The organism is Roseibium sp. TrichSKD4 (assembly GCF_000148725.1).
In the GTDB taxonomy this organism is placed as follows: Bacteria; Pseudomonadota; Alphaproteobacteria; order Rhizobiales; family Stappiaceae; genus Roseibium.
The window spans coordinates 152,650-173,473 of record NZ_GL476320.1; the positions used below are offsets into that span (position 1 = coordinate 152,650).

Here is a 20,824-nt window from a genome sequence, read left to right on the forward strand (position 1 = left end):
GCAGGGTTTTCCTCTGCCTTCAACCAAAGCGCAGGTGTATCGGTTGACCGGCATCCGTCGCAGGTACCGATCCATGGTTCGGCCAAAGTGGCGCTGTTGGCAACTGCGTGTTGGTTATTTGGACTGACTTGAAACCAGAATAACCTGCCCAGGCCCCGCCTGAACCAATCCAGCATTTGCAAAGCACAGGCCCAATGCAAGGATCAGGGCTATAAGCGCGTGTTTCATTTACTTGTCCTTTCGGCTTTTACTGATCGTGATGCTTGATCAAGATCAGGCAGCCATTTGTTTGTTGGCAACATACCGGACGTCCATGTAATCGACGATCTCGGTCAGCACATCGGTGTAGAATATATCTGCAACGGGCCCCACCGAGATGGCATAGCCCTGTTTCTCGCGTCCGTTCGCCAGACCCAGAGCAGCTAGGTCGCCCAGATACTTGTCGCGGATTTTGGTTGGCTTTGTGCCTTTGCCATTTCCGAACAGTTGGCTGAGTTCGGCAAGTGTGGAGCTATCGGACAGGTGAGGCGAATGGCGGCGGATCACCAGTTGGCCGAGAACGACCGGTGTCATGGCAGAAACGACCATGTCGATGACGCGATCATTCAGCTTGTCGATGATTCCGTCGTGCTCTAGTCCGCGCAGATAGTGCAGCATACCGTGCTCATAGGCGCGATCCTGCAGGACACGCTGACGGCAAAGCTGTAGCACCTTGCTACCGGTTTGGGGCGGTGCAGGCCACCATGGCTCGGATTGTTTTAAGCTGCCACTTGCTTCATAGGATTGCTTGTTGTCCCGCATCCACTCGAGTGTCTTTTGCGCTTGAAGCTTTAGTGCCTCTGTTACCTCGGCTTTCGCAAAGTAACGACGCGCTTTGTCAATCTCCCATTGGACATCTTGCTGTCCAGTACGCTTTACATCGTAGATTGCCGGTCTGTCTTCCGGCTTTTTCATACGAACTCTCCTCCAAAAGTCGTTGATTGAAAAAGTAGGCACGTAATAAGGCGAAATAAAGTGCCGGTTTCATTGGGGGTACCTGTCGGGCACCCCTTGCCTGTCCCCCTCTGATGGGTGCTCGGCAGGTCGGGTCTTGCGGGGCATTTTTGGCGGGCGGCGAATGTTCGGGTTCGCTGCCTCGTCTGAAAAACTCCACGGGAGACACTGATATGAACAAGATTGGTATTGCAGCGCTGCTGCTTGCGTCCGCACTGGTTAGCCCAGCATCGGGCTTGGGTGACAAGGCGCTGGACAACGCTGATGACCTGATCGTCAAGCAGGGACAGGTGATGACCCTTGAGGGCGGTGCCCACACCTTCGATGATCTGGTCATCGGCAACGATGGCATCCTTCGCGTTGCCGCAGGTACCAATATCACCGCCAACCGCATCCATTCCGATGGTGGTAAGATCGAATACATCCAGGGGTCAGGAAACGGAGCGACCCCGACCATCACACTTATCGGTCTGGATGCATCTGAGGTGCGTGACCTCGCAGTCGTGTAGAGGGCTTCAAGGTCATCAATCACACGTCCACACCCGGCGGGAATGGCCAGCACGGCGTTCGTGGCAGCAACGGCGAGAATGGTGCGCAAGTGACAGTCTATCTCGTCGGGGCACAGCCAGGAGCCTTGATCCGCTTCAATGCCGTTGGTGGCGATGGTGGTCGTGGTCAACCGGGCGGTGCTGGCGGAAATGGTGGCAACAAGTCTCGTCTGCACAGCGAAAGCGGTGGCGGTACCGGCGGGAACGGTGGTCAGGGCGGTGATGCCGGCGACAGCGGTCGTGTCACGGCTTATCTGATTGCGGACAGCGTGTCGCAAGAGATTGAGCCAAACTGGATCAAAGTGGTGGCCAATGTTGCCGCCGGGCAGCGCGGCGAAGGCGGTGCGCGTGGCCCTGCTGGTCGCCGTGGGCACCACGGCAACAAGGGGGCGTTGGGTGCCGTCGGCAAGGCGCCGACAGACACGAGCCACGATGACTTTGCTCAGGTTCTGATCATGGACCGTGCGACATTCGCCGAGTTTGCGTTGGCCAACAAGGTCATCAATACCAAAAAAGACCTGACAAATTAAACCAAGCGATGAGCCGCGCGGCAGCGTGGCTCATCGCCTTTTCAGAAGGTGGTCGGTGAAGTGGGATGTTGATTCTAACAAAAAATTCTCCACTCCTCGCTCGCAGCTAGAAAGGCTTGTCCTGCGGCTTTTAGGTATCAAGCCCAATCAGTCCCGCCAGTTCGTCAACGGCAAACGAAACAGCCGTGTCACCAGAGCGGACGGAGGTCTCCAAGGTTTTGAGGCGATCGGATGTGCGCGGGTCGTTTTGCAGGGCATCCATCATGCGCTGCTGCAGCATGTCCCACATCCAGGCCACTTGCTGGTCCGCGCGCCTCGTTTGCCACTCGCCCGTTGCTGTCATCTTGGCGCGGTGCAGCTCTACTTGCTCCCACAGCTTGTCGAGATCCTGATTGGCAAGGCCGGAGACGGTGATGACCGGCGGGGACCATGTCGGTGACTTGGGCGCGAGAATATGCAGGGCTGCGCGGTAGTCAGAGGCCGCAGAGCGCGCGCGCATGGCGCCATCCCCATCGGCCTTGTTGACGGCAATCATGTCGGCAATTTCCAAAACGCCCTTCTTGATGCCCTGCAGTTCATCGCCTGCGCCCGGCAGCATCAGAACGAGGAAAAAGTCGACCATGTCGGCGACCGTTGTTTCCGACTGGCCGATTCCGACCGTCTCCACCAAAATGACATCAAACCCGGCAGCTTCGCACAAAAGCATGGACTCGCGGGTTTTTGCGGCCACGCCTCCCAAGGTTCCGGCGGACGGGGAGGGGCGGATGAAGGCGTTTTTGTCCACCGCCAGCTGCGCCATGCGGGTCTTGTCGCCCAAGATGGAACCGCCAGTACGGGTGGATGAAGGATCAACAGCCAGAACGGCGACCTTGTGACCACTCGCGGTCAGGTTTGATCCTAAAGTGTCGATGGTTGTGGATTTGCCAACCCCCGGAACGCCGGTAATGCCGACGCGGTGCGCTTTGCCGGTGAGCGGCAATAGGTCTTGAATGAGGACACGGGCAATCTGCCGATGCTCTGCCTTGCGCGATTCCACAAGGGTGATCGCTCGCGCCAGTGCAGCCCGGTTGCCGTTTCGCAAGCCTTCGGCCAGCGCATCTTTGTCGAGCCGGGAGGGAATCGAGTTTGACATGCCCAAGGCTTACCCGACACGGCTGCGGACGTCACGGGTCTTTTGCCCACAAAGTCTGCTTCAAATATCAGACATTGGGATGATGCAATTGCGGCGCGGGCAGGTCGAGCCCGATCAGGTCAAGTCAGGATTGGGGCGTCCAGACAATCCGCTGCAACATGGCACCCTTCAATTCGCTATCGGGTGCCAGACGATCAAATGGCCCTTGATAACCGGGAATGGAGTAAATCAGCTCTACGCTCGGGTGCCCCTTGGCCTTGCAGATGGCCATTCCGCGCCAGAGGTTCTTGCCAACCCGGCAAGCACGACGGCTTTGGCGTGTTTCAGCAAAGGTCATGCCGATGCGCTCGCCATTCGGGCCTTCCAGATGGTGAGTGACCCCGTGAACGGTGCGCACTTTGCCATCACTGGCCTTAAATACCTGCAACACCTGAAATCCGTCAGAATTGAATGCAGCCAAGGCCCATTCCGTCTTGTTCTCATTCGCGGACTGGATGCCTTCGGTGGTGAAGCCGGGCAGGGCCGCTTCAATGGCTTTTGCGCCATAAGCCGTTTCAGCAGTGATGCCGCCCACATGGTCGTCTGTGAATTTGACGAGCGTGACGTTTGACGTTCTGGCGCTGATGGCTGGTCCTTCACCCACAACAGCTGGAGAACACGCCGCAGCTCCGGCGGCAAGAAGAACAGCAGCGACAAGACGCGACAAATGCATGGAAATTCCACTCGACAATGTTGTTATTATCAGTGGCGTGGAGATAGCACCCAAATTTGGGCAAGGCAAAGGCAGGAAAAACTTCTGAACCGGTTTTTCAATTAGATAAAAATTGTCAGTGCCTTACCGGTATCAGATTGCACCTTATGTCTCGCTTTTCTTGATCCACTTGGGGGTGGAAGGCGGCTCGTAGGCACGAAACAGGTCTAGCAAGGCCTCCGGTGTTTCGGCCACTTGCACCATGTCGCGCATCATATGTTTCATAAAGCCTTCATTGGTCTGCATGTCGAAGAACTTGATCAGGAGATCGTAGAAGCCATTGGTGTTCAGAAACCCACAGGGCTTTTTGTGAAGACCAAGTTGGCCCCAAGTCCAGACTTCGAAAATCTCTTCCATCGTGCCTGCCCCGCCCGGCAGAGAGACGAAGGCATCGGAGCGCTCAGCCATCATGGCCTTGCGTTCATGCATTGAAGACACAACGTGGAGTTCGCTCAAACCATCATGGGCGATCTCCTTTTCCTGAAGCGATTGGGGGAGAACACCGATCACCTCACCACCAGCTTCCAGCGCAGCATCCGCCACAATCCCCATCAGGCCGACATTGGCTCCGCCGTAAACCAGTGTGTATCCGGCGTCAGCAACGGATTTGCCCATCGCCCAGGCGGCTTCCGCATAACTTTCGCTGCTGCCGTAGCTGGATCCGCAAAACACGCAAACAGATTTCATCACCGATGTCCTTTAAAAAGCAATTCCCCTTGTTTTGGGGAAGAAGGCCGCAAGATCAAGTCTTGCGGCCCCGAGTGTCAGCTTTTGGAGAGCTCATCAAGAACACGCGCCCAAGAGCGAATACCCTTGTGGAAGCTCTTGATATTGTATTTTTCATTCGGCGAATGGATCTGATCGTCTTCAAGGGCAAAGCCAATCAACAGCGAATCCATGTCGAGCATGCGCTTGAAGTCGCCAACGATCGGGATGGAGCCGCCCATACCGACAAGCGCCGCATCCACGCCCCACTCGTCCTTCAAGGCTTTCTTGCCTTTGGCGACAGCCGGAATGGTGGTGTCGAGGCGTGTTGCGGGGCTTCCTTCCTTGGCAATGAACTCCACTGCACAGTCTGCCGGGATCTTGGAGCGGACATAGTTGCGGAAGCTTTCCTGCACCTTGTCCGGGTCTTGATCACCAACGAGACGGAAGGTGAATTTCGCATGAGCTTCGGCCGGGATCACGGTCTTGGATCCAGCGCCTTGGTATCCGCCCCACATGCCGTTGACTTCGGCAGTTGGCCGTGCCCAGAGGTGCTCCAGCGGCGTCCGATCCTTTTCGCCGCGCGGGTGCTTCAATCCAATCTCGCCAAGAAACTCTTCGACCTTAAAGCCAAGCGACTCCCAATTGGCCTTCACCTCATCAGAAACTTCCAGAACCCCGTCATAAAAGCCCGGCAGGGCCACCTTGCCATTTTCATCGTGAAGTCCTGCAATGATATCGGCAATGATGTGGTTCGGGTTTTGGGCAGAACCGCCATAAGCACCCGAATGCAGGTCACGCGAAGCGCCCCGCACGATGATCTCATCGCCGACCATGCCGCGAAGGGACATGGAAATTGCCGGTGTATCCGCATCCCACATGCCAGTGTCGCACACCAGCGCCAGATCGCAGGAAAGTTCTTGCTTGTTGGCTTCCAGGAACGGATGCAGCGACGGAGAACCAGATTCTTCTTCCCCTTCAAACAGGATGCTTACATCGATTGGCAAATCACCTGTCTCGGCCATGAAGGCGCGAGCGGCTTCCACAAAGGTCATCAACTGGCCTTTGTCGTCCGACGCGCCGCGTGCGACCAGCATCTTTGTGCCGTCGTCCTTGGTCACGATTTGCGGTTCAAACGGGTCGCTGTTCCACAGCTCCAGCGGATCGACCGGCTGAACATCATAATGGCCATAGAAGAGGACATGCGGCCCGACCTTGCCGGAATTTTTGTGCCCAACGACCATCGGATGACCGGCCGTGTCGCGCACACTCGCTTCAATTCCGATCTCGTTGAGTTCACGCACCAGCCATTCAGCGGCTGCGCGGCAGTCAGCCTTATAGGCTGGATCAGTGGAAATGCTTTTGATTTTCAAAAGTTCTGAGAGGCGGTCGAGGCTCGCATCCAGATCAGTATCGATCCGCGCGAGAACAGCGTCGATGGTGCTCATCGTAGGTCCTTAGAAATGTGAAAATTCGGCGTCAGGCCATGCCCGAAGAAGGCCTCAAGAGACACCAAATCGGGGCCAATCGCAAACCGAATTTAGCTGTTTTTTGGGTCACGTTGGGTGAGAAGGTAGCGGTCCGGCATTTGCGGTTAGCACGACTTCCACTCGTGTTGGCCCTATCAGGTCTTCCAATTGCGCTGACACCTTGTCGCGGTACGCATCGACTTCGACTCCGGTCAAAGGGGCAATCGCGTCAACATAGATCGCGGCATAATGCATGCGACCAGCCTGCAGCACAGCAGTGCGATGAAACTTGAGGTTCATCTCGCGGGCAAGGTCGCGTGCTGCCCTTGCGACTGGTGAGACTGTCTTTGCCGGCGCACTGACCGCGGCGAGATCCGATAAAGTCTCCCGGAAGGCAGCCAGCGGCTGCCAGATAATGAAAACCAGCATCAGCAAAACAATAACTGCATCACCGATTGGAATATAATATTCGAGGGGAGTGCCGTTTAAGTAGGTCAGTGATAAAAGCGCTAACCCTGAACCGATACTCAAAGCGCCATCTACAAACGCGGCGCGTGCCTCTGTTTTTAAGATTTTGCTCTTTTTTCCAGTTTTGAAGTAGGCTCTGCGGAAATTGAAGGCAAGCAAAAGACAAATTAGCGCTACGAAAATTGCGTAGATTGCTATCGGCCCGAATACCAGTTCAGGAACCTCTCCACCGGAGAGAAAAGTGTAGATCTTGTTTCCGGAGATAAATGCCGCAAAGACTAGCACACCAATTAGAATGAGATTTCGAAAGGTGACATATAGTACCTCGTCAAAGTCATGTCCCCAAGGGCGTACCCGAGTTGGGGGAGCACCTACGCGCCGACCAATTGCTGCTGCCGCTATGGCGGAGGCAAAATTGATACCGGAATAAAGCCCATCAACCAAAATGGCATCCGAGCGAGATAACCATGCCGCCAAAATTCCGGCAAAGGCCATGACCAAGTTAGCCCATTTTGCTACGGACAGGGCGTTCTGCTCTACTTTTAAATCAAAAGTCACTTCGTTTGTCGCTTTTGAAAACGCTTGGTTCGGCGGATAAATATAAGCCTAAAATCCCCGTTTCAAAGAGCCAAGGAGCCCACGTACCAACGCCCGGCCCAGAGAGTTGCCAATGCTGCGCGCGGCAGACTTGAGCCCTACCTCAATGGCTGTATCGCGAGAGCGGCGGCGTTTGGTTCGGGTTTTTCGGCTGCTTGGGCGCGGGCTGTCATCGCGGCCAAAGTCTGGCAGTTGAAAGCCTGAACGGGTGCGACGAGGCTCGCCGGTCTTCTTCCAGAGCTTCTCTTCCGCCTCGGCCTGTCGCTCTTCCTGGCGTTGGGCTTCTTCGGCCCGTTGTTGAAGCATTTCATAGGCTGAATGGCGGTCTTTGGTCCGTTCATAAACACCAAAACTCGGGCTGGCCTGAATGAGCGCGCGGCGCTCTGCCTTGGTCACCGGTCCCAATCGTGAAGAGGGGGGGCGAATGAGTGTCCGCTTAACAATTGACGGGATGCCCTTACCCTCCAGCGTTGAGACCAGCGCCTCGCCAACACCCAGTTCTGTGATGACCCGTTCTGTATCCAGATCAGGATTGGGTCGGAAGGTTTCCGCTGCGGTTCTAACAGCGCGTTGATCGCGCGGTGTAAAGGCGCGTAGTGCATGTTGAACCCGGTTACCGAGCTGGGCAAGAACAGCGTCCGGAATATCCAGCGGGTTTTGAGTCACAAAATAAACGCCAACACCTTTGGAACGGATCAGACGAACAACCTGCTCCACCTTTTCAACCAGTGCCTTTGGCGCGTCCTTGAACAGAAGATGGGCCTCGTCAAAAAAGAAGACCAGCTTCGGTTTGTCCGGATCGCCAACTTCTGGCAGTTCTTCAAACAGTTCTGACAACAACCAAAGCAGAAACACGGAGTAGAGGCGCGGCGCAGTCATCAGCTTGTCCGCCGCCAGCACGTTGATCATCCCGCGTCCATCATGGGTGGTGCGAAGGAAGTCGCGGATATTGAGGGCAGGCTCCCCAAAAAAGTTCTCCGCACCCTGCCGCTCCAGCACCAGAAGGCGTCTCTGGATCGCACCAATGGAGGCTTTGGAGACATTGCCATAGTGCTTGGAAAGTTCACTGGCTCGCTCGGCCACGTGGGCCAGAATGGCGCGCAGGTCTTTTAAATCCAGAAGCAGCAGACCTTCATCATCTGCCAGTTCAAAGGCGATGTTCAAAACGCCTTCCTGAGTGTCGTTGAGTTCCAGAAGGCGGGCGAGGAGGAGGGGGCCGACTTCGGAAATGGTGGTGCGGATCGGGTGGCCCTGTTCGCCCAGAAGGTCCCAGAAGGTGGCAGGAGAGGCTTCGTATTTGTACTTCTTTGAAAAGCCGATATCAGCGGCGCGTTTTTCCAGAAAGTCTTTTTCAACGCCGGCCATGGCGATACCGGACAAGTCTCCTTTGATATCGGCACAAAACACTGGAACGCCCGCGTTGGAAAACCCTTCTGCAAGAATTTGCAGGGAAACGGTCTTGCCGGTTCCGGTCGCGCCCGCAATCAAGCCATGGCGATTGGCCAGCTTGAGGTCCAAAAACATGTCCCTGGAAGCAGCGCCAACGAAAATTCCCTTGTTCTTGCTCACCGATCTCAAACCCCACCGAATCTTATTGTCATTTCTGATAAGAAAAGCACTCTGCACCTGCGTTGTCACGGTCGACGATTCTCTTCGTCTACCTTATCGCGATGGAGTGCAATATTTTTCAGACAAGGCCCAAGTGTTGGCCGTTGTGGGAGTGACCTATGGAAGAACTAATCAGCCGCATCGCAAACGCTGCGGGAGTTGATCCGGAGCTGGCGCAAAAGGCCGTTGGAATTATCCTCGACTTTCTGAACAAGGAAGGTCCTGCTGACCAGATGCAGCAAGTCATGGCAGCTCTTCCAGGCGCATCCGATCTGCTCGCTGAGCGTGCTGGCGCTGAAGCTGGCGGCGGCGGTCTGTTGGGCGCAATTGGCGGCATGATGGGCGGCGGCGGTGGTGCCATGGCAGCCCTGGGTGAACTGACATCTTCCGGGCTTTCCATGGGAGAAGTGCAATCAGTTACAAAAGAACTTGTTTCTTATGCTAAGGAAAAAGCAGGAGATGACGTCGTTGACGATGTGATTTCCAACATTCCGGGCCTGAGTCAGATTATTTAACTGCCCCAGGGTTCGAAAGGTTCGGGGCCTGATCCGCAGTTGACAGGTAACTGGCCCATAATTTGGAAGGAGACATTGGCTGATGGGATACTCGATCATCGAGATTGAAGGAATCGGTCCGACTTACGCTGAAAAGCTCAATGCTTCTGGCATCAAGACCACAGATGCCTATCTGGAGCGCGCCAAAGATCCGAAAGGGCGCAAGGCGCTGGCTGAAGAAACTGGCATTGATGACAAGCGCATCCTGAAATGGGCGAATATGGCTGACCTCATGCGCATCAAGGGCGTGGGGGAAGAGTATTCCGAGCTGTTGGAAGCTGCAGGTGTTGACACCGTAAAGGAGCTGAAACATCGCAAGCCGGAAAATCTCGCTGCGAAAATGGCCGAGGTCAACGAAGAGAAAAAGCTCGTTCGTCAGGTTCCAAGTGAAACTCAGGTCGTGAAGTGGGTCGATCAGGCCAAAGAACTTCCGCCAATGATGACCTACTGAACAGGGTCAACTTAGATGATAAAATACCCGCCAATTTGGCGGGTATTTTTGTTCAAGTGCCTGAGGTCGCGAAGAAAAAAGGCACCTGCTGGTGGAAGCAGGTGCCTGAAAAGTCACGTCAGTTGAAAGGGTTCAGTCAAACGCGAATTTGACCGTACCTGAGTGCCTCGACAACAGTGTGTGTCTTGTTGGAGGCGTTCAATTTCACACTGGCATTTTGCAGGTGAGCGTGAACCGTCCGCTGCGAGATGTCGAGAAGATCGGCAATCTCACCGGCAGTTTTGCCATAGGCAGTTAGTTCCAACACCTTGCGTTCACGAGTGGACAGGGCGCCCGGGCGCTGACCTGAAACAACGCCGAGATCCCGCAGGCGGGCAAAAGCGGCATTGGAAAGAACTTCAAGACCGGCCAGTTCCCACTTGTTGGCCTGCAGGGACGGGCCGCTTGCATAAACAAAGGCCTGGAACGGATGCAGCTCAGTCACCGGAACGATGACGACCTGATTGCCTTCGCCAGCAGCAGCGAGAAGATCGGAGTGCTCCATGTCGCCAGCCGAAATGGTCCAGACCATGGCGCGATTGGAAGCAAGGCCAAGCATCAATGCGCTGTCATTGGCAGAAAGTGATGTGCTTTCAATGCCATCGTTGCGTTGATCCGGCCAGCGAAAACGGTGAACAAGGCTGTCGATTGGGCGGTTCGGCATAGGAAGGCCGGTGATCAAAACGTGGGTCGCACCCATGCGCCGCAGATTGGATTCTAGGATATCCAGCACGTGGTGAGCGGCATTCGCCTCGGAAACAGCGCGCAGTTTGTTCTTCAGTTCAGATTGGTCAAGCATTGTGCACATCCATTTTCTTGCGATTCAATGATCGCTTTCTTTGTCCGGCCCGCTCGCTGCGCATTTTTGCGCTTATTTCGGCGGCCCGCCGATGGGTTTTTGCAGATTTCAGCCTCAACTTCCGTTGAGTAGTCGAGGCTCTGCAAGCCTTCTGCTAGTATGGTGCTTTCTTCCCATGCGGCAGTGACGAAAACGTACAACACAATTGAGGTTCATACCAATAGGGAAATTCGGGTAATTTTGCTTATTACGCCAGAAATTTGTCGTAAAAAGTCGGGTTAAGAATTTGGACATCGTAAAGAGACCCTCGTGTAACGATGGGCAAGGTTCAAGCTGTCAATTTCATCGATAAGGATAAGTAATCATAGAATAACGGTTATTTCTGATAGTTAATTACAATTAACTCAATTTTAAATTGTAAGTAAAAGTCGAATTTCCCTCACTGGCTGTATTGTCTTCAGAACGGCAGAATAGACTTAATTCGAGGGCTAAAATTATCTGGCGCTGTGGATAATTCTGGTTGATAGGAAGAAATACCAATACTTGCAGACTATCCCAACGGCTGAGTTGCCTTTGTTTTGTCTTCAAGACTAAAACATGGGGCAATGGAGACGCGAATGACCGACAGTCCTTTGATCACGATACCCGATTCCTTTTTATCCTCTGGCGAAGAGGATTGGTTCAAAGCGGTGGACGCTGCTTTAAAGGGCGCTGACCGATCCCGATTGACCGGGGCGTCGGAAGATGGGTTTCCTATCGCCCCTATATATAAGCGTCGCGCGGACACCGCTCCGCAAACTGGCCGGAGTGCTGGAACACCGTGGACTGTGATCCAAAGGGTGGACCTGCCCGACCCAAAGGATGCGAATGCGCAGATCTTGGAAGACCTGAATGGCGGGGCGGGCGGTATGGAGTTGGTTTTTGCCAGCTCAACCGTTTCTGACGGAAACGGTATTCGCGTGAACACGCTTTCTGATCTGGAGCAGCTTCTGGATGGTGTGCTTCTTGACTTGGTGACCATCCGTATTGGCGCTGGGCATGAATGGGCGCCTATGCTGGCCATGTTCGCTGCGCATCTGAAAAAGACAGGTATTGACCCGAAAACCATCTCCCTGAATGCCGGATGGGATCCATTAGGCTGGAATGCGCAGCGCGGCGAATATTGGTTCAGCAGAGAGATGGTCAGCGCCCGCATTTGCGACGCTGTAGTGGCGCTTGATGAAATAGGCTGTGCAACACGGGTTCTGGAGCCGGACGGACGCACTTGGCACAATGCCGGTGCCAGCCAAGCCGAAGAGCTCGCCTGCGTCATGGCTGCCGGAATTGAGTATCTGCGTCTTCTGGACAAGGGATTGCCAGCGCAGGCAGCGCCGCACAACCGAATTGGCTTCACACTGGCAGCAGACGCGGATCAAATTGGCACCATTGCGAAAGCCAGAGCCGCGCGGCGACTTTGGGCGGCGATCCTGGAGCAAAGCGGTCTTGAGCAAAGCCCGATGCGCCTGCACATGCAGTCCTCCTATCGCATGCTGACCACGCAAGACCCGTGGGTGAACTTGTTACGCAACACGGTGGCTGCTTTTTCGGCCGGGGTTGGCGGAGCGGACACAGTCGCCATTTTGCCCTTTACCGGCAGCATTGGTCTGCCTGACGGGTTTGCCCGTAGATTGTCGCGGAACACCCAGTCCATCCTGATTGAGGAAAGCAACCTTCACATGGTGGCTGACCCATCTGCAGGTTCTGGCGCAATTGAAGCGCGGACCGAGGAACTGGTCGCGGCAGCCTGGAGCATGCTTCAGGAGATTGAAAAGGAAGGTGGCCTCTTCAAGGCGCTCGTGGCTGGCAAGGTTCAAAATCGGATTGCGGACACTGCGGCTGCGCGTGGCGAAAAAATCGCGCGCCGCGTGCGCCCGATCACCGGGGTCAGCGAATTCCCGGATCTGGCTGAAAAACCGGTTCATGTCCTGCCTAACAAGGCGCAGGATGTTGAACTGAGCGACGCCCGTCGCGAACTGCCGCTCCCTGCCTCGGATGGGCGTTTCCTGAAAGCCAAAATCGCGGCCTATCTGGATGGTGCAGACATTTGTGAGTTGATCACCATCGGCAACGCCAACAGCGCTCCCGTCGGCACAATGGAAAAGCTGCACCCTGTTCGCGATGCTGTTCCGTTTGAGGACCTGAGAGCGCAAGCAAATGCGCATAAGGCGGAATCGGGGCAGGCTCCGATACTGTTCCTTGCCTGCCTGGGCAGTCTGTCCGAGTTTACCGCCCGTGCCACCTGGACGAAGAATGCCTTTGCCGCCGGTGGATTGGAAACTCAAGGTGGCGAGCCGGTTGAAAACCTGGAAGCGTTGGTCGCAGCTTTTAGTGAAAGCGGCGCGAAGATGGCCTGTCTGGTCTCCTCGGACCGCGTTTACGCAGAGCAAGCCGTCGATGCGGCCAAGGCATTGAAGGATGCCGGGGCGTCTCACCTTTATCTCGCCGGGAAGCCGGGTGACTTGAAAGACGCACTTCAGGAGGCGGGCATCGACACATTCCTTTATGCAGGTGGAAACCTGCTCATGTTGCTGAGAGAGGCGCATACACGGTTGGGGCTTGGGCTAATGGGCGACAATGTCATTGCACTGGAGGGCCGATCATGAGCCGGATCCCAGACTTCTCCACCATTCCCTTCAAGGACGCACTCGGCGAAGCGGCTGCGCCATCGAACGCAAATGCCTGGACCACACCGGAAGGCATTGATGTCGCGCCTGTCGTAAAAGCTGAAGATGTTGCTGATCTGAAGCACCTCGACACTTGGCCGGGTCTGGCTCCCTTCATGCGCGGGCCATATCCGACAATGTATGTCCAGCGGCCCTGGACAGTGCGCCAGTATGCTGGCTTTTCAACGGCGGAAGAATCCAACGCCTTTTATCGGCGCAATCTGGCAGCTGGTCAGAAAGGTCTGTCTGTCGCCTTCGACCTTGCCACACACCGAGGCTATGACAGCGACCATCCGCGCGTTGCCGGCGATGTCGGCATGGCCGGTGTCGCGATCGATTCCATCTATGATATGCGCACGCTTTTCTCCGGCATTCCGCTGGACAAGATGAGCGTCTCCATGACCATGAACGGCGCTGTTCTGCCCGTTCTGGCGCTTTACATTGTGGCAGCGGAAGAGCAGGGCGTTGCCCAAAAGGACCTATCCGGAACCATTCAAAATGACATTTTGAAGGAGTTCATGGTCCGCAACACCTATATCTACCCGCCGAAGCACTCGATGAAGATCATCTCTGATATCTTCTCATACACGTCGCAAAATATGCCGCGCTTCAATTCCATCTCCATTTCCGGCTACCATATGCAGGAAGCTGGGGCGACGGCAGACCTGGAACTCGCCTATACTATTGCGGACGGCATCGAATATGCCCGCGCTGGTGTCGCGGCGGGCATGGATATTGATGCGTTCGCACCGCGTTTGTCGTTTTTCTGGGCGATTGGCATGAACTTCTTCATGGAAGTGGCCAAGCTGCGCGCTGCGCGCCTCATCTGGTCCACCTTGATGCGCGAAAACTTCAATCCGCAGAACCCGAAATCCCTATCACTTCGCACCCACTCCCAGACTTCCGGCTGGTCCTTGACCGCGCAGGACGTCTTCAACAACGTCATCCGCACGTGTGTTGAGGCCATGGCGGCCACACAAGGTCACACCCAGTCGCTGCACACCAATGCGCTGGACGAAGCGTTGGCCCTGCCGACGGACTTCTCCGCACGTATTGCCCGCAACACCCAGCTGTTCCTGCAGCAGGAAAGCGGCACCACGCAGGTGATCGACCCATGGGGTGGATCGTTCTATGTCGAGAAGCTCACCGCAGACCTTGCCGCCAAGGCGATGGAACATATTCGCGAGGTGGAAGAACTGGGCGGCATGGCCAAGGCCATCGAAAAAGGCATCCCGAAGCTCCGGATCGAGGAAGCTGCCGCCAAGACGCAAGCCCGCATCGACAGTGGCAATCAGACTGTGGTGGGCGTCAACAAGTTCAAGCCGGACTCAGAACAACCGATTGACGTTCTGAAAGTCGACAACGCGGAAGTCCGCGCCCGCCAGATCGAAAAGCTGGAACGCCTGCGCGCTGAGCGCAATGAGGCGGAAACACAGGCTGCGCTGGAAGCCCTGACCAACTGCGCCCAAAATGGCGACGGCAATCTGCTCGACCTCTCGGTCAAGGCGGCCCGCGCCAAGGCCACCGTTGGTGAGATTTCCATGGCGATGGAAAAGGTCTTTGATCGCCACCGGGCCGAAATCAAATCCATTTCCGGCGTTTACAAGAGGGAGGCAGGTGCCATGGGCGGAACGCTCGACAAGGTTCAGGCCCTCGTGGAAGAGTTTGAGGAAAATGATGGTCGCCGTCCGCGCATCCTTGTTGCCAAGATGGGGCAGGACGGTCACGATCGCGGCCAGAAGGTCATCGCCTCAGCCTTTGCCGATCTCGGCTTTGACGTGGATATCGGACCTCTGTTCCAGACACCCGATGAAGCTGCCCGTCAGGCGGTGGAAAACGATGTTCATGTCGTTGGCGTGTCATCGCTCGCCGCAGGGCATCTGACGCTTGTGCCTGCGCTCAAAAAGGCACTGGCGGACGAAGGCCGCGAAGACATCATGATCGTGGTTGGCGGCGTTGTTCCCCCGCAAGATTACGACGAACTCCTCGCCGCTGGCGCCTCAGCCATCTTCCCCCCCGGCACCGTCATCGCCGAAGCCGCTGTCGATCTCATTGGCAAGCTCAACACAGCGCTGGGCTACGAGCCGAAACAGGCGGCGGAGTAGGGGCAGCGGTTGGCACCGCCAACTGCAAACTACGTCTTGGTCGGGCCTGTCCCGACCAACTTACGAACATCAGACATGGGTAGATCCTCGGCTCAAGGCCGAGGAAGACGACCAAATCTCTCGACCGCCGTCCCGGCCAAGCGCAGCGCGCGCCGGGATCTGCTGCGACTGTCGATGAGTGTTGAAACAGGTCCCGCATCGAGTGCGGGACGGCAGAAGGCTGGCACCATTTATAGACGCCAAGACCGTGCTGATTGAGGGTGACTCGCGCCTTGTTTCAAAGAACGATCAGCTCTCGGAGCCGTCTTCCGGTTCGTAGATAAGAATGTCGCCGGGTTGGCAGTTCAGGACTTCGCAGATCTTTTCAAGGGTCTCGAACCGCACGCCCTTCACCTTGCCGGATTTCAGCAAGGAGACGTTTTGCTCAGTAATGCCAATGCGCTCGGCCAGTTCCTTGGACCGCATCTTGCGCCTGGCAAGCATGACATCCAGTTCAATGACAATCGGCATGATGAACCCCTAAGGTCCTAGCGGGTGAGATGGTGCGATCAGACAAACTGCCGATTCTCCTCATCAATAGCTGCCGCCTCGCGCATGATCCAGCCAAAGACAAGGATCAAGCCACCAAAGACGAGGAAAAACAGCTCGCTACCGTCCAATCCAACTATCAGTTGGCGTTGGCCTTCAGGATAATCCAGCGTTGCCAAAATCGAGGAAATCGGATCCTCCACGATGTCAAACACCCCGAAGGCAATCAGGCACGACCCGGCCAGAAGAATGCGGTTCAAGGTTGCCAATTCAAAAAAGCGGAGCTCCTGAAATTGGCTGAAAAGTCTGCGCAGGTTCCAGGCCATGGCGATCAGAATTCCGAAATAGACCAACATCAAACAGAGAATGCCCATCCGCTGCACAAACGGGATATCGGCATAAGGGCGTTCCTGTTCGTCCAGATAGACAGCGGTTTCCGTTGCCAGGAAATCAAGGCTTGGATCAATCAGGGCAAGCGCCAACCCAAGCGCCACCACTACCATGATCGCAGCGCAAAGTGTCGACACCCATTTCATCACGCAGGAGAGGCCGTACAGGCGGTTCAAACGCGGGTGTTGACGGGCGGAAAGGTCAGTGGCCATGGCAAGGTGTCCATTCACAACTTAGATAAACTGGCGGTTTTCATCCGCAATTTCAGCGGCTTCTCGCAACGTCCAGCCGAACACGATCATCAGGCTGCCAATCACGATGAAGAACAGCTCGCCGCCGTCAATGGTGAGGTCCAGTTGTCGTTGGCCTTCGGGCAAATCCAGTGTGAAGAGCAGCGTCATCAGCGGGTCGGTCAACACATCCAGAAGGCCGAAGGCAATCAGCCAGCCACCGATGCCAACAAAGCGGAAAAGCGTGCGCGGTGAGAAATAATCTCCCTGACGCAGAAACTCGAACAACTGGCGGATTTGCCAGCAAATCCCCACCAAAATGCCGAATGAAATCACCACAAGGGCCGACACGCCTGCCCGTTGGACCAGAGGGACGTCACCGAGGCGGCGCTCCACCTCTCCGAGATCCATCATCTCGTTCATGGCTTCAAAGGGACCGGGAAACACCAGCAGGGCAGACAGGAGAAGGCCGACCGCAACCAGCAGGAGCAAGACACACGTGACGAACCACTTCATGAAGCGGGACACCCGGCGGATCCTGGTCAGCCGCGCTGTTCGTTGCGCTTGAAGGACGTCGGCACTGTGGCTCGTGGTCATAAGCGTCTCCAAAAAGAAAGGGTCAGGCAATGGTGGCTATCTAACGCGGTGCAGGAAATAACACAACAAAAAAATAAACCCATTGACAAAAAAATAAAACTATAAGATTTGAAAATTATTGTTTTACGATAATTATTTGTGAAACGATGTATTTGTCACATAAATTGGGAAATCCCATGCAGATTGATCAGATGAGGACGCGTCAGGCGACCTTCCCGTATTCCCGCGCAATTTGGGCTGGAAAAACCGGTGTTTCCATGGGCAGTGGTTCCAAGGGAAGCGCACACCGGTTTTGGGTGCGTCCGCTTGTTATGTGCGCCGTGTTGGGCGGGCTGGTTGCCGGAGCAAAGGCTGCCGACATGCCGGTCTATGATGATTTCGTCACGCCAAACCTGCCATCTGCCGGTTCGGTTTGGGAGGGCGGATACGTCGGTGCTGAGGCGGGCCTATCGCAGACATTGACCGAATCCAAAGTGCCCGGCGCCAAAAGCACGGCATCAAAGATGGACGCGGCCTTCGGCTTGTTTGGCGGTTACAATTGGCAGGTGTCCCGCGTTGTTCTCGGTGTGGAAGCGGGAGCCACATATCTGGGCGGACAGGCCAAAAAGAACCTTAGTGGTGTCGGCCAAGTTAAGGCTGGCAGCCAATGGTCGGCCAGTTTGCGCGGGCGCGTTGGTCTGCCGTTTGAAAGCTTCATGCCGTATCTGACCGCAGGTCTCGCTGCCACGGACCATTCCACAAAGGCAAATGGCAAGACCCACTCTGCCTTGGGTGTCGGGCTGATGTTCGGCGGTGGTCTGGAAGTGGCTGTTTCGGAAAACTGGCGTGTTCGGGCCGACTACTCCATGACCGGCATTTTGAACGAAAAAGACATGTTCGGTGGAACGCGGATTGAGCGAACGGCCGCAAATCATCGTCTGATGCTCGGTGTCTCCTACGCATTTTGAGGACAGGAAAAGACTGGTCGGCCCCACACCGGCCAGCCTCCTGTTGCGGGCATTTTAAAAGGATCTCTAAATGACAAGACGTCACACACTCGTTGCCAGCATTTTTGCTGCCGCCGCTTTGGCAGGATGTGCTGAAACCACCACCGGTAGCGGCCAACTTACCTCGCTTAATGGCTATGCTGCTGAACGCGTCTCATTTCAAATTCGTGAAGAGTTGTTCAAGAACAGCGCAGTTGCGACCGCAACCTTGAAAAATGGCGAGATTTTTCAAGGCAAGATGGTCATTGAAAAATCGCGCTCTGAAGACTTTGGCAGCAGCTATCTCTGGGATGACGACAAAAGCGATGACGAGTTTGGGTTATTTGAAAATTCCAGGGTCACCTACAGCCCCAAAGCCCGCGGTGTCCTCATGAGCCATTCGCGGTCAATGCAATGCCAAATGACACTGTCGGACGCGTCACTTGGCTTTTCGGCAGGTGGGATCGGCACCTGCCGTCTGTCAACCGGTGAAACACTGCCTGTGCAGTTCTAGAGCATTTTCGCCGGCTATCGCGCTTGATTGCCTCTAGAACTCGCGTTCACGCACGATAAAGGCGGAGGATTTGGAGTGGTCGATGAACGTGCTTTCATCGGCAAGAAGCTCTTCGCCCAGTTTCGCCATTTCTGGCGTGGACATGGCGGCCATCAGGTCTTCTTCCGATTCAAACCAGACCTCGGCGACACCATCATAATCTGCCTGTAGGCCTCTGGACTCGCGAAACGCGTCGTTCAGCGGTGTCGTGACCGTGAGGGACTGAACGTATTTTTTCGCCCGCATCGTCTCGATGTTTTTCATGAAAAACGGACCATGACTGTTCTGCCAGTAATCCTGAAAAGACTCGCGGCTCAGGTCCGGGTGGCGTGTCAGGCACATAATGAGTTTAATCATGGGTCACGTTCCTTGGTTTAGGGTCCGCAGGGATTGTTGACTTAGCGATTTCAAACGTTGGCAACAGGTGGGGAAGGCATGAGATGTCTACAAGGGGCGGGGCAACAAATTGCAGAGCGGAACGTTGGCAGTCTGTGGTAAGAAAATGCATCAATTCATTGGAGGTGTTTTCAAAATGAGTTCGACAGTCAAAGCCAATATTTTTGGTGTTGCCCTGATGGTTGCTCCCTTGGTTCTGCTCTCTGCGCCTGTTGCAATGGCTCAGGAAGGTGTTAACCGGACGGTGCTCAACCGCGCCGATCTCACACGCGATCCATCGATGGAGGTGGTGGTGTCTCGTCTGGAGATTGCACCGGGCGCGCGCATACCGCTTCACACCCATTTCGGGGATGAGCATCTGGTCGTGGTTGATGGCGGTGAAATGACCGCACCCAATGGCAAGGCGGTGAATTTCAAACAAGGCATGACGGTGTATTTCCCCGAAGGGCAGGTGCATGGCGGCATGACCAACACCGGATCGGCCCCCGTGGTTGTCTACACAACGCATGTCATTGAAAAAGGAAAACCGTTTCAAACCGCTGCGGAGTAGAAGCCTCCTGCGATTTCTTTGACAGTGAGCACGCTTCGTTCACCTCTCCCATGGGCAGAGGTCGGCGCGCAGCGGCCGGTGAGGGGAGGCGATCTCTCAGGGAGGCGGTGGCCATCCCAGCACCTCACCCCAACCCTCTCCCAGCGGGCGAGGGGGCGCATCGGTGACTGATTGCATTTCTGCCCGTCTTCCTGGCCAAGCGTAGCGCGAGCCGGGGTCTGTCGCGGTGAACAGCCATACTGAAAGAGGCCCCGGAGCAAGTCCGGGGCGGCGCAAGTGGCGCTGCGAGGTCCTAACCCAGTGCAGGCAGGCCTGTGAGGTCGCTCAAGGTGGCTGCTGGGGAAAGATCCGCATACTCATCGGGCATGCCGGTACGGTTCATCCAGACAGTTCGGAAACCGAATTTGGTGGCACCGGCAATATCCCAGCGGTTTGATGACTGGAAGGACACGGCATCGGCGTAGATGCGATAAGAGAACGTCACTTCCTCATAGACCTTCGGGTCGGTCTTGAAGGTTTTCAGGCTATCGACGGAAAAGACGTCATCCAGAAGGTCAGACAGGCCAGCCGCTTTCACGGCGGCGTCCAGCATTTCCGGAGATCCGTTTGACAGGATCGCAAGTTTCGCGCCGGTTGCCTTGAGTTCCGTCAGCACTTCCGGGACTTCCGGATAGCAATCCAGCGTCATGTAAGCACTTAAAAGATCAGCGCGCATGGACTTGTCGGCGGTTGGTACAAGAGCAAAGGCCGTGTCGAGCGCATCTTCCGTTAGCTGCCAGAAGTCTTTGTATTGGCCCATGAGGGCCCGCACCCAGGAATACTCCAATTGCTTCTCACGCCATAGGGACGACAGCCGCTGCGCATCTGGCCCCAGCTTCGCCGCATGCTTGCGAACAGCTGCGTGGACATCAAACAAAGTCCCATATGCATCAAAAACATAAGCCGCATGCGACATGACAAGCTCCAAGCCCGATAATGAATGTGTGGCGCATACATGCCCCGCTACCGAAAGAAACGTCAAGCCGTAGAAACCGCGTAAGTGTGCACTGCGGCATAGTGCCGTGGATGAGTGGGGCAAGTGGACAATCGCGCGAACATCGATAGATCGGGCTGGTTTTCGGTCGGGAAATTCTGTTTTTGGAAAGGTTTGATTGATGAGAAAAA

The 20,824-nt window shown here is 55.5% G+C and carries 22 protein-coding genes; 9 read left to right on the plus strand and 13 right to left on the minus strand.

Features of this window, described 5'->3' with window-relative positions; translation table 11 throughout:
- Positions 1 to 273 precede the first annotated feature (273 nt).
- Complete coding sequence (locus tag TRICHSKD4_RS21285; protein ID WP_040617314.1) at positions 274 to 954, minus strand: hypothetical protein; 681 nt, start codon at positions 952 to 954, stop codon at positions 274 to 276.
- A 212-nt stretch (positions 955 to 1,166) separates the two neighbouring features.
- Here TRICHSKD4_RS21285 and TRICHSKD4_RS21290 point away from each other — a divergent pair, with 212 nt between their 5' ends.
- Complete coding sequence (locus TRICHSKD4_RS21290; RefSeq protein ID WP_009469030.1) at positions 1,167 to 1,502, plus strand: hypothetical protein; 336 nt, start codon at positions 1,167 to 1,169, stop codon at positions 1,500 to 1,502.
- Positions 1,503 to 1,591: 89 nt separating this feature from the next.
- Positions 1,592 to 2,071, plus strand: a complete 480-nt coding sequence (locus TRICHSKD4_RS21295; RefSeq protein ID WP_009469031.1) for a collagen-like protein — start codon at positions 1,592 to 1,594, stop codon at positions 2,069 to 2,071.
- Positions 2,072 to 2,201: 130 nt separating this feature from the next.
- Here the strand turns inward: TRICHSKD4_RS21295 and meaB are convergent, their stop codons facing one another.
- The 6 genes from meaB to TRICHSKD4_RS21325 form a co-directional block, all read right to left on the minus strand.
- Complete coding sequence (gene meaB, locus TRICHSKD4_RS21300) at positions 2,202 to 3,203, minus strand: methylmalonyl Co-A mutase-associated GTPase MeaB (protein WP_009469032.1); 1,002 nt, start codon at positions 3,201 to 3,203, stop codon at positions 2,202 to 2,204.
- Positions 3,204 to 3,327: 124 nt separating this feature from the next.
- Positions 3,328 to 3,915, minus strand: coding sequence for a DUF1131 family protein (locus TRICHSKD4_RS21305; protein ID WP_040617316.1), 588 nt, complete (start codon positions 3,913 to 3,915; stop codon positions 3,328 to 3,330).
- A gap of 144 nt (positions 3,916 to 4,059) precedes the next feature.
- Positions 4,060 to 4,641, minus strand: a complete 582-nt coding sequence (locus TRICHSKD4_RS21310; RefSeq protein WP_040617317.1) for a TIGR00730 family Rossman fold protein — start codon at positions 4,639 to 4,641, stop codon at positions 4,060 to 4,062.
- Positions 4,642 to 4,718: 77 nt separating this feature from the next.
- Positions 4,719 to 6,107 (minus strand): dipeptidase, encoded by a 1,389-nt coding sequence (locus tag TRICHSKD4_RS21315; protein ID WP_009469035.1) that lies wholly within the window; start codon positions 6,105 to 6,107, stop codon positions 4,719 to 4,721.
- A 108-nt stretch (positions 6,108 to 6,215) separates the two neighbouring features.
- The gene (locus TRICHSKD4_RS21320; protein ID WP_009469036.1) at positions 6,216 to 7,154 is read right to left on the minus strand and encodes a cation transporter; all 939 of its coding nucleotides are present in this window, start codon (positions 7,152 to 7,154) and stop codon (positions 6,216 to 6,218) included.
- Positions 7,155 to 7,202: 48 nt separating this feature from the next.
- Positions 7,203 to 8,762, minus strand: a complete 1,560-nt coding sequence (locus TRICHSKD4_RS21325; protein WP_009469037.1) for a helicase HerA-like domain-containing protein — start codon at positions 8,760 to 8,762, stop codon at positions 7,203 to 7,205.
- A 158-nt stretch (positions 8,763 to 8,920) separates the two neighbouring features.
- On the opposite strand from TRICHSKD4_RS21325, the gene TRICHSKD4_RS21330 reads away from it, so the two are divergent.
- Both TRICHSKD4_RS21330 and TRICHSKD4_RS21335 read left to right on the plus strand, forming a co-directional pair.
- Positions 8,921 to 9,316, plus strand: a complete 396-nt coding sequence (locus TRICHSKD4_RS21330; RefSeq protein ID WP_009469038.1) for a DUF2267 domain-containing protein — start codon at positions 8,921 to 8,923, stop codon at positions 9,314 to 9,316.
- A gap of 82 nt (positions 9,317 to 9,398) precedes the next feature.
- A complete protein-coding gene (locus tag TRICHSKD4_RS21335) occupies positions 9,399 to 9,806 on the plus strand; it encodes a DUF4332 domain-containing protein (protein WP_009469039.1) in 408 nt (135 codons plus the stop codon).
- Positions 9,807 to 9,942: 136 nt separating this feature from the next.
- On the opposite strand, the gene TRICHSKD4_RS31795 is transcribed toward TRICHSKD4_RS21335, so the two are convergent.
- Complete coding sequence (locus TRICHSKD4_RS31795; RefSeq protein WP_009469041.1) at positions 9,943 to 10,644, minus strand: helix-turn-helix domain-containing protein; 702 nt, start codon at positions 10,642 to 10,644, stop codon at positions 9,943 to 9,945.
- A gap of 617 nt (positions 10,645 to 11,261) precedes the next feature.
- Here TRICHSKD4_RS31795 and TRICHSKD4_RS21350 point away from each other — a divergent pair.
- Both TRICHSKD4_RS21350 and scpA read left to right on the plus strand, forming a co-directional pair.
- Positions 11,262 to 13,286 (plus strand): methylmalonyl-CoA mutase family protein, encoded by a 2,025-nt coding sequence (locus TRICHSKD4_RS21350; RefSeq protein ID WP_040617460.1) that lies wholly within the window; start codon positions 11,262 to 11,264, stop codon positions 13,284 to 13,286.
- Entirely contained in the window at positions 13,283 to 15,451 is a 2,169-nt protein-coding gene (gene scpA / locus TRICHSKD4_RS21355; RefSeq protein ID WP_009469045.1) for a methylmalonyl-CoA mutase, read from the plus strand. Before TRICHSKD4_RS21350 ends, scpA begins: the two co-directional genes overlap by 4 nt.
- 288 nt (positions 15,452 to 15,739) lie before the next feature.
- On the opposite strand, the gene TRICHSKD4_RS21360 is transcribed toward scpA, so the two are convergent.
- Genes TRICHSKD4_RS21360 through TRICHSKD4_RS21370 form a run of 3 tightly spaced genes read right to left on the minus strand, consistent with a single transcriptional unit; the run spans position 15,740 to position 17,196 of the window.
- Positions 15,740 to 15,961, minus strand: coding sequence for a helix-turn-helix transcriptional regulator (locus TRICHSKD4_RS21360; protein WP_009469046.1), 222 nt, complete (start codon positions 15,959 to 15,961; stop codon positions 15,740 to 15,742).
- Between the two features lie 38 nt (positions 15,962 to 15,999).
- Entirely contained in the window at positions 16,000 to 16,581 is a 582-nt protein-coding gene (locus tag TRICHSKD4_RS21365; RefSeq protein WP_009469047.1) for a DUF2975 domain-containing protein, read from the minus strand.
- A 21-nt stretch (positions 16,582 to 16,602) separates the two neighbouring features.
- Positions 16,603 to 17,196 (minus strand): DUF2975 domain-containing protein, encoded by a 594-nt coding sequence (locus tag TRICHSKD4_RS21370; RefSeq protein WP_009469048.1) that lies wholly within the window; start codon positions 17,194 to 17,196, stop codon positions 16,603 to 16,605.
- Positions 17,197 to 17,372: 176 nt separating this feature from the next.
- On the opposite strand from TRICHSKD4_RS21370, the gene TRICHSKD4_RS21375 reads away from it, so the two are divergent.
- Both TRICHSKD4_RS21375 and TRICHSKD4_RS21380 read left to right on the plus strand, forming a co-directional pair.
- Positions 17,373 to 18,143 carry an outer membrane protein gene (locus TRICHSKD4_RS21375; protein ID WP_009469049.1) on the plus strand — a complete coding sequence of 257 codons (771 nt, stop codon included), beginning with the start codon at positions 17,373 to 17,375 and terminating at the stop codon, positions 18,141 to 18,143.
- Between the two features lie 70 nt (positions 18,144 to 18,213).
- Positions 18,214 to 18,675: a hypothetical protein gene (locus TRICHSKD4_RS21380; protein ID WP_009469050.1), complete on the plus strand. Its 462-nt coding sequence runs from the start codon at positions 18,214 to 18,216 to the stop codon at positions 18,673 to 18,675.
- A 33-nt stretch (positions 18,676 to 18,708) separates the two neighbouring features.
- Here the strand turns inward: TRICHSKD4_RS21380 and TRICHSKD4_RS21385 are convergent, their stop codons facing one another.
- Positions 18,709 to 19,071, minus strand: a complete 363-nt coding sequence (locus TRICHSKD4_RS21385; RefSeq protein WP_009469051.1) for an EthD domain-containing protein — start codon at positions 19,069 to 19,071, stop codon at positions 18,709 to 18,711.
- 175 nt (positions 19,072 to 19,246) lie between these two features.
- On the opposite strand from TRICHSKD4_RS21385, the gene TRICHSKD4_RS21390 reads away from it, so the two are divergent.
- Positions 19,247 to 19,660: a cupin domain-containing protein gene (locus tag TRICHSKD4_RS21390; RefSeq protein WP_009469052.1), complete on the plus strand. Its 414-nt coding sequence runs from the start codon at positions 19,247 to 19,249 to the stop codon at positions 19,658 to 19,660.
- A gap of 292 nt (positions 19,661 to 19,952) precedes the next feature.
- On the opposite strand, the gene TRICHSKD4_RS21395 is transcribed toward TRICHSKD4_RS21390, so the two are convergent.
- Positions 19,953 to 20,615 (minus strand): haloacid dehalogenase type II, encoded by a 663-nt coding sequence (locus tag TRICHSKD4_RS21395; RefSeq protein WP_009469053.1) that lies wholly within the window; start codon positions 20,613 to 20,615, stop codon positions 19,953 to 19,955.
- Between the last annotated feature and the right edge of the window lie 209 nt (positions 20,616 to 20,824).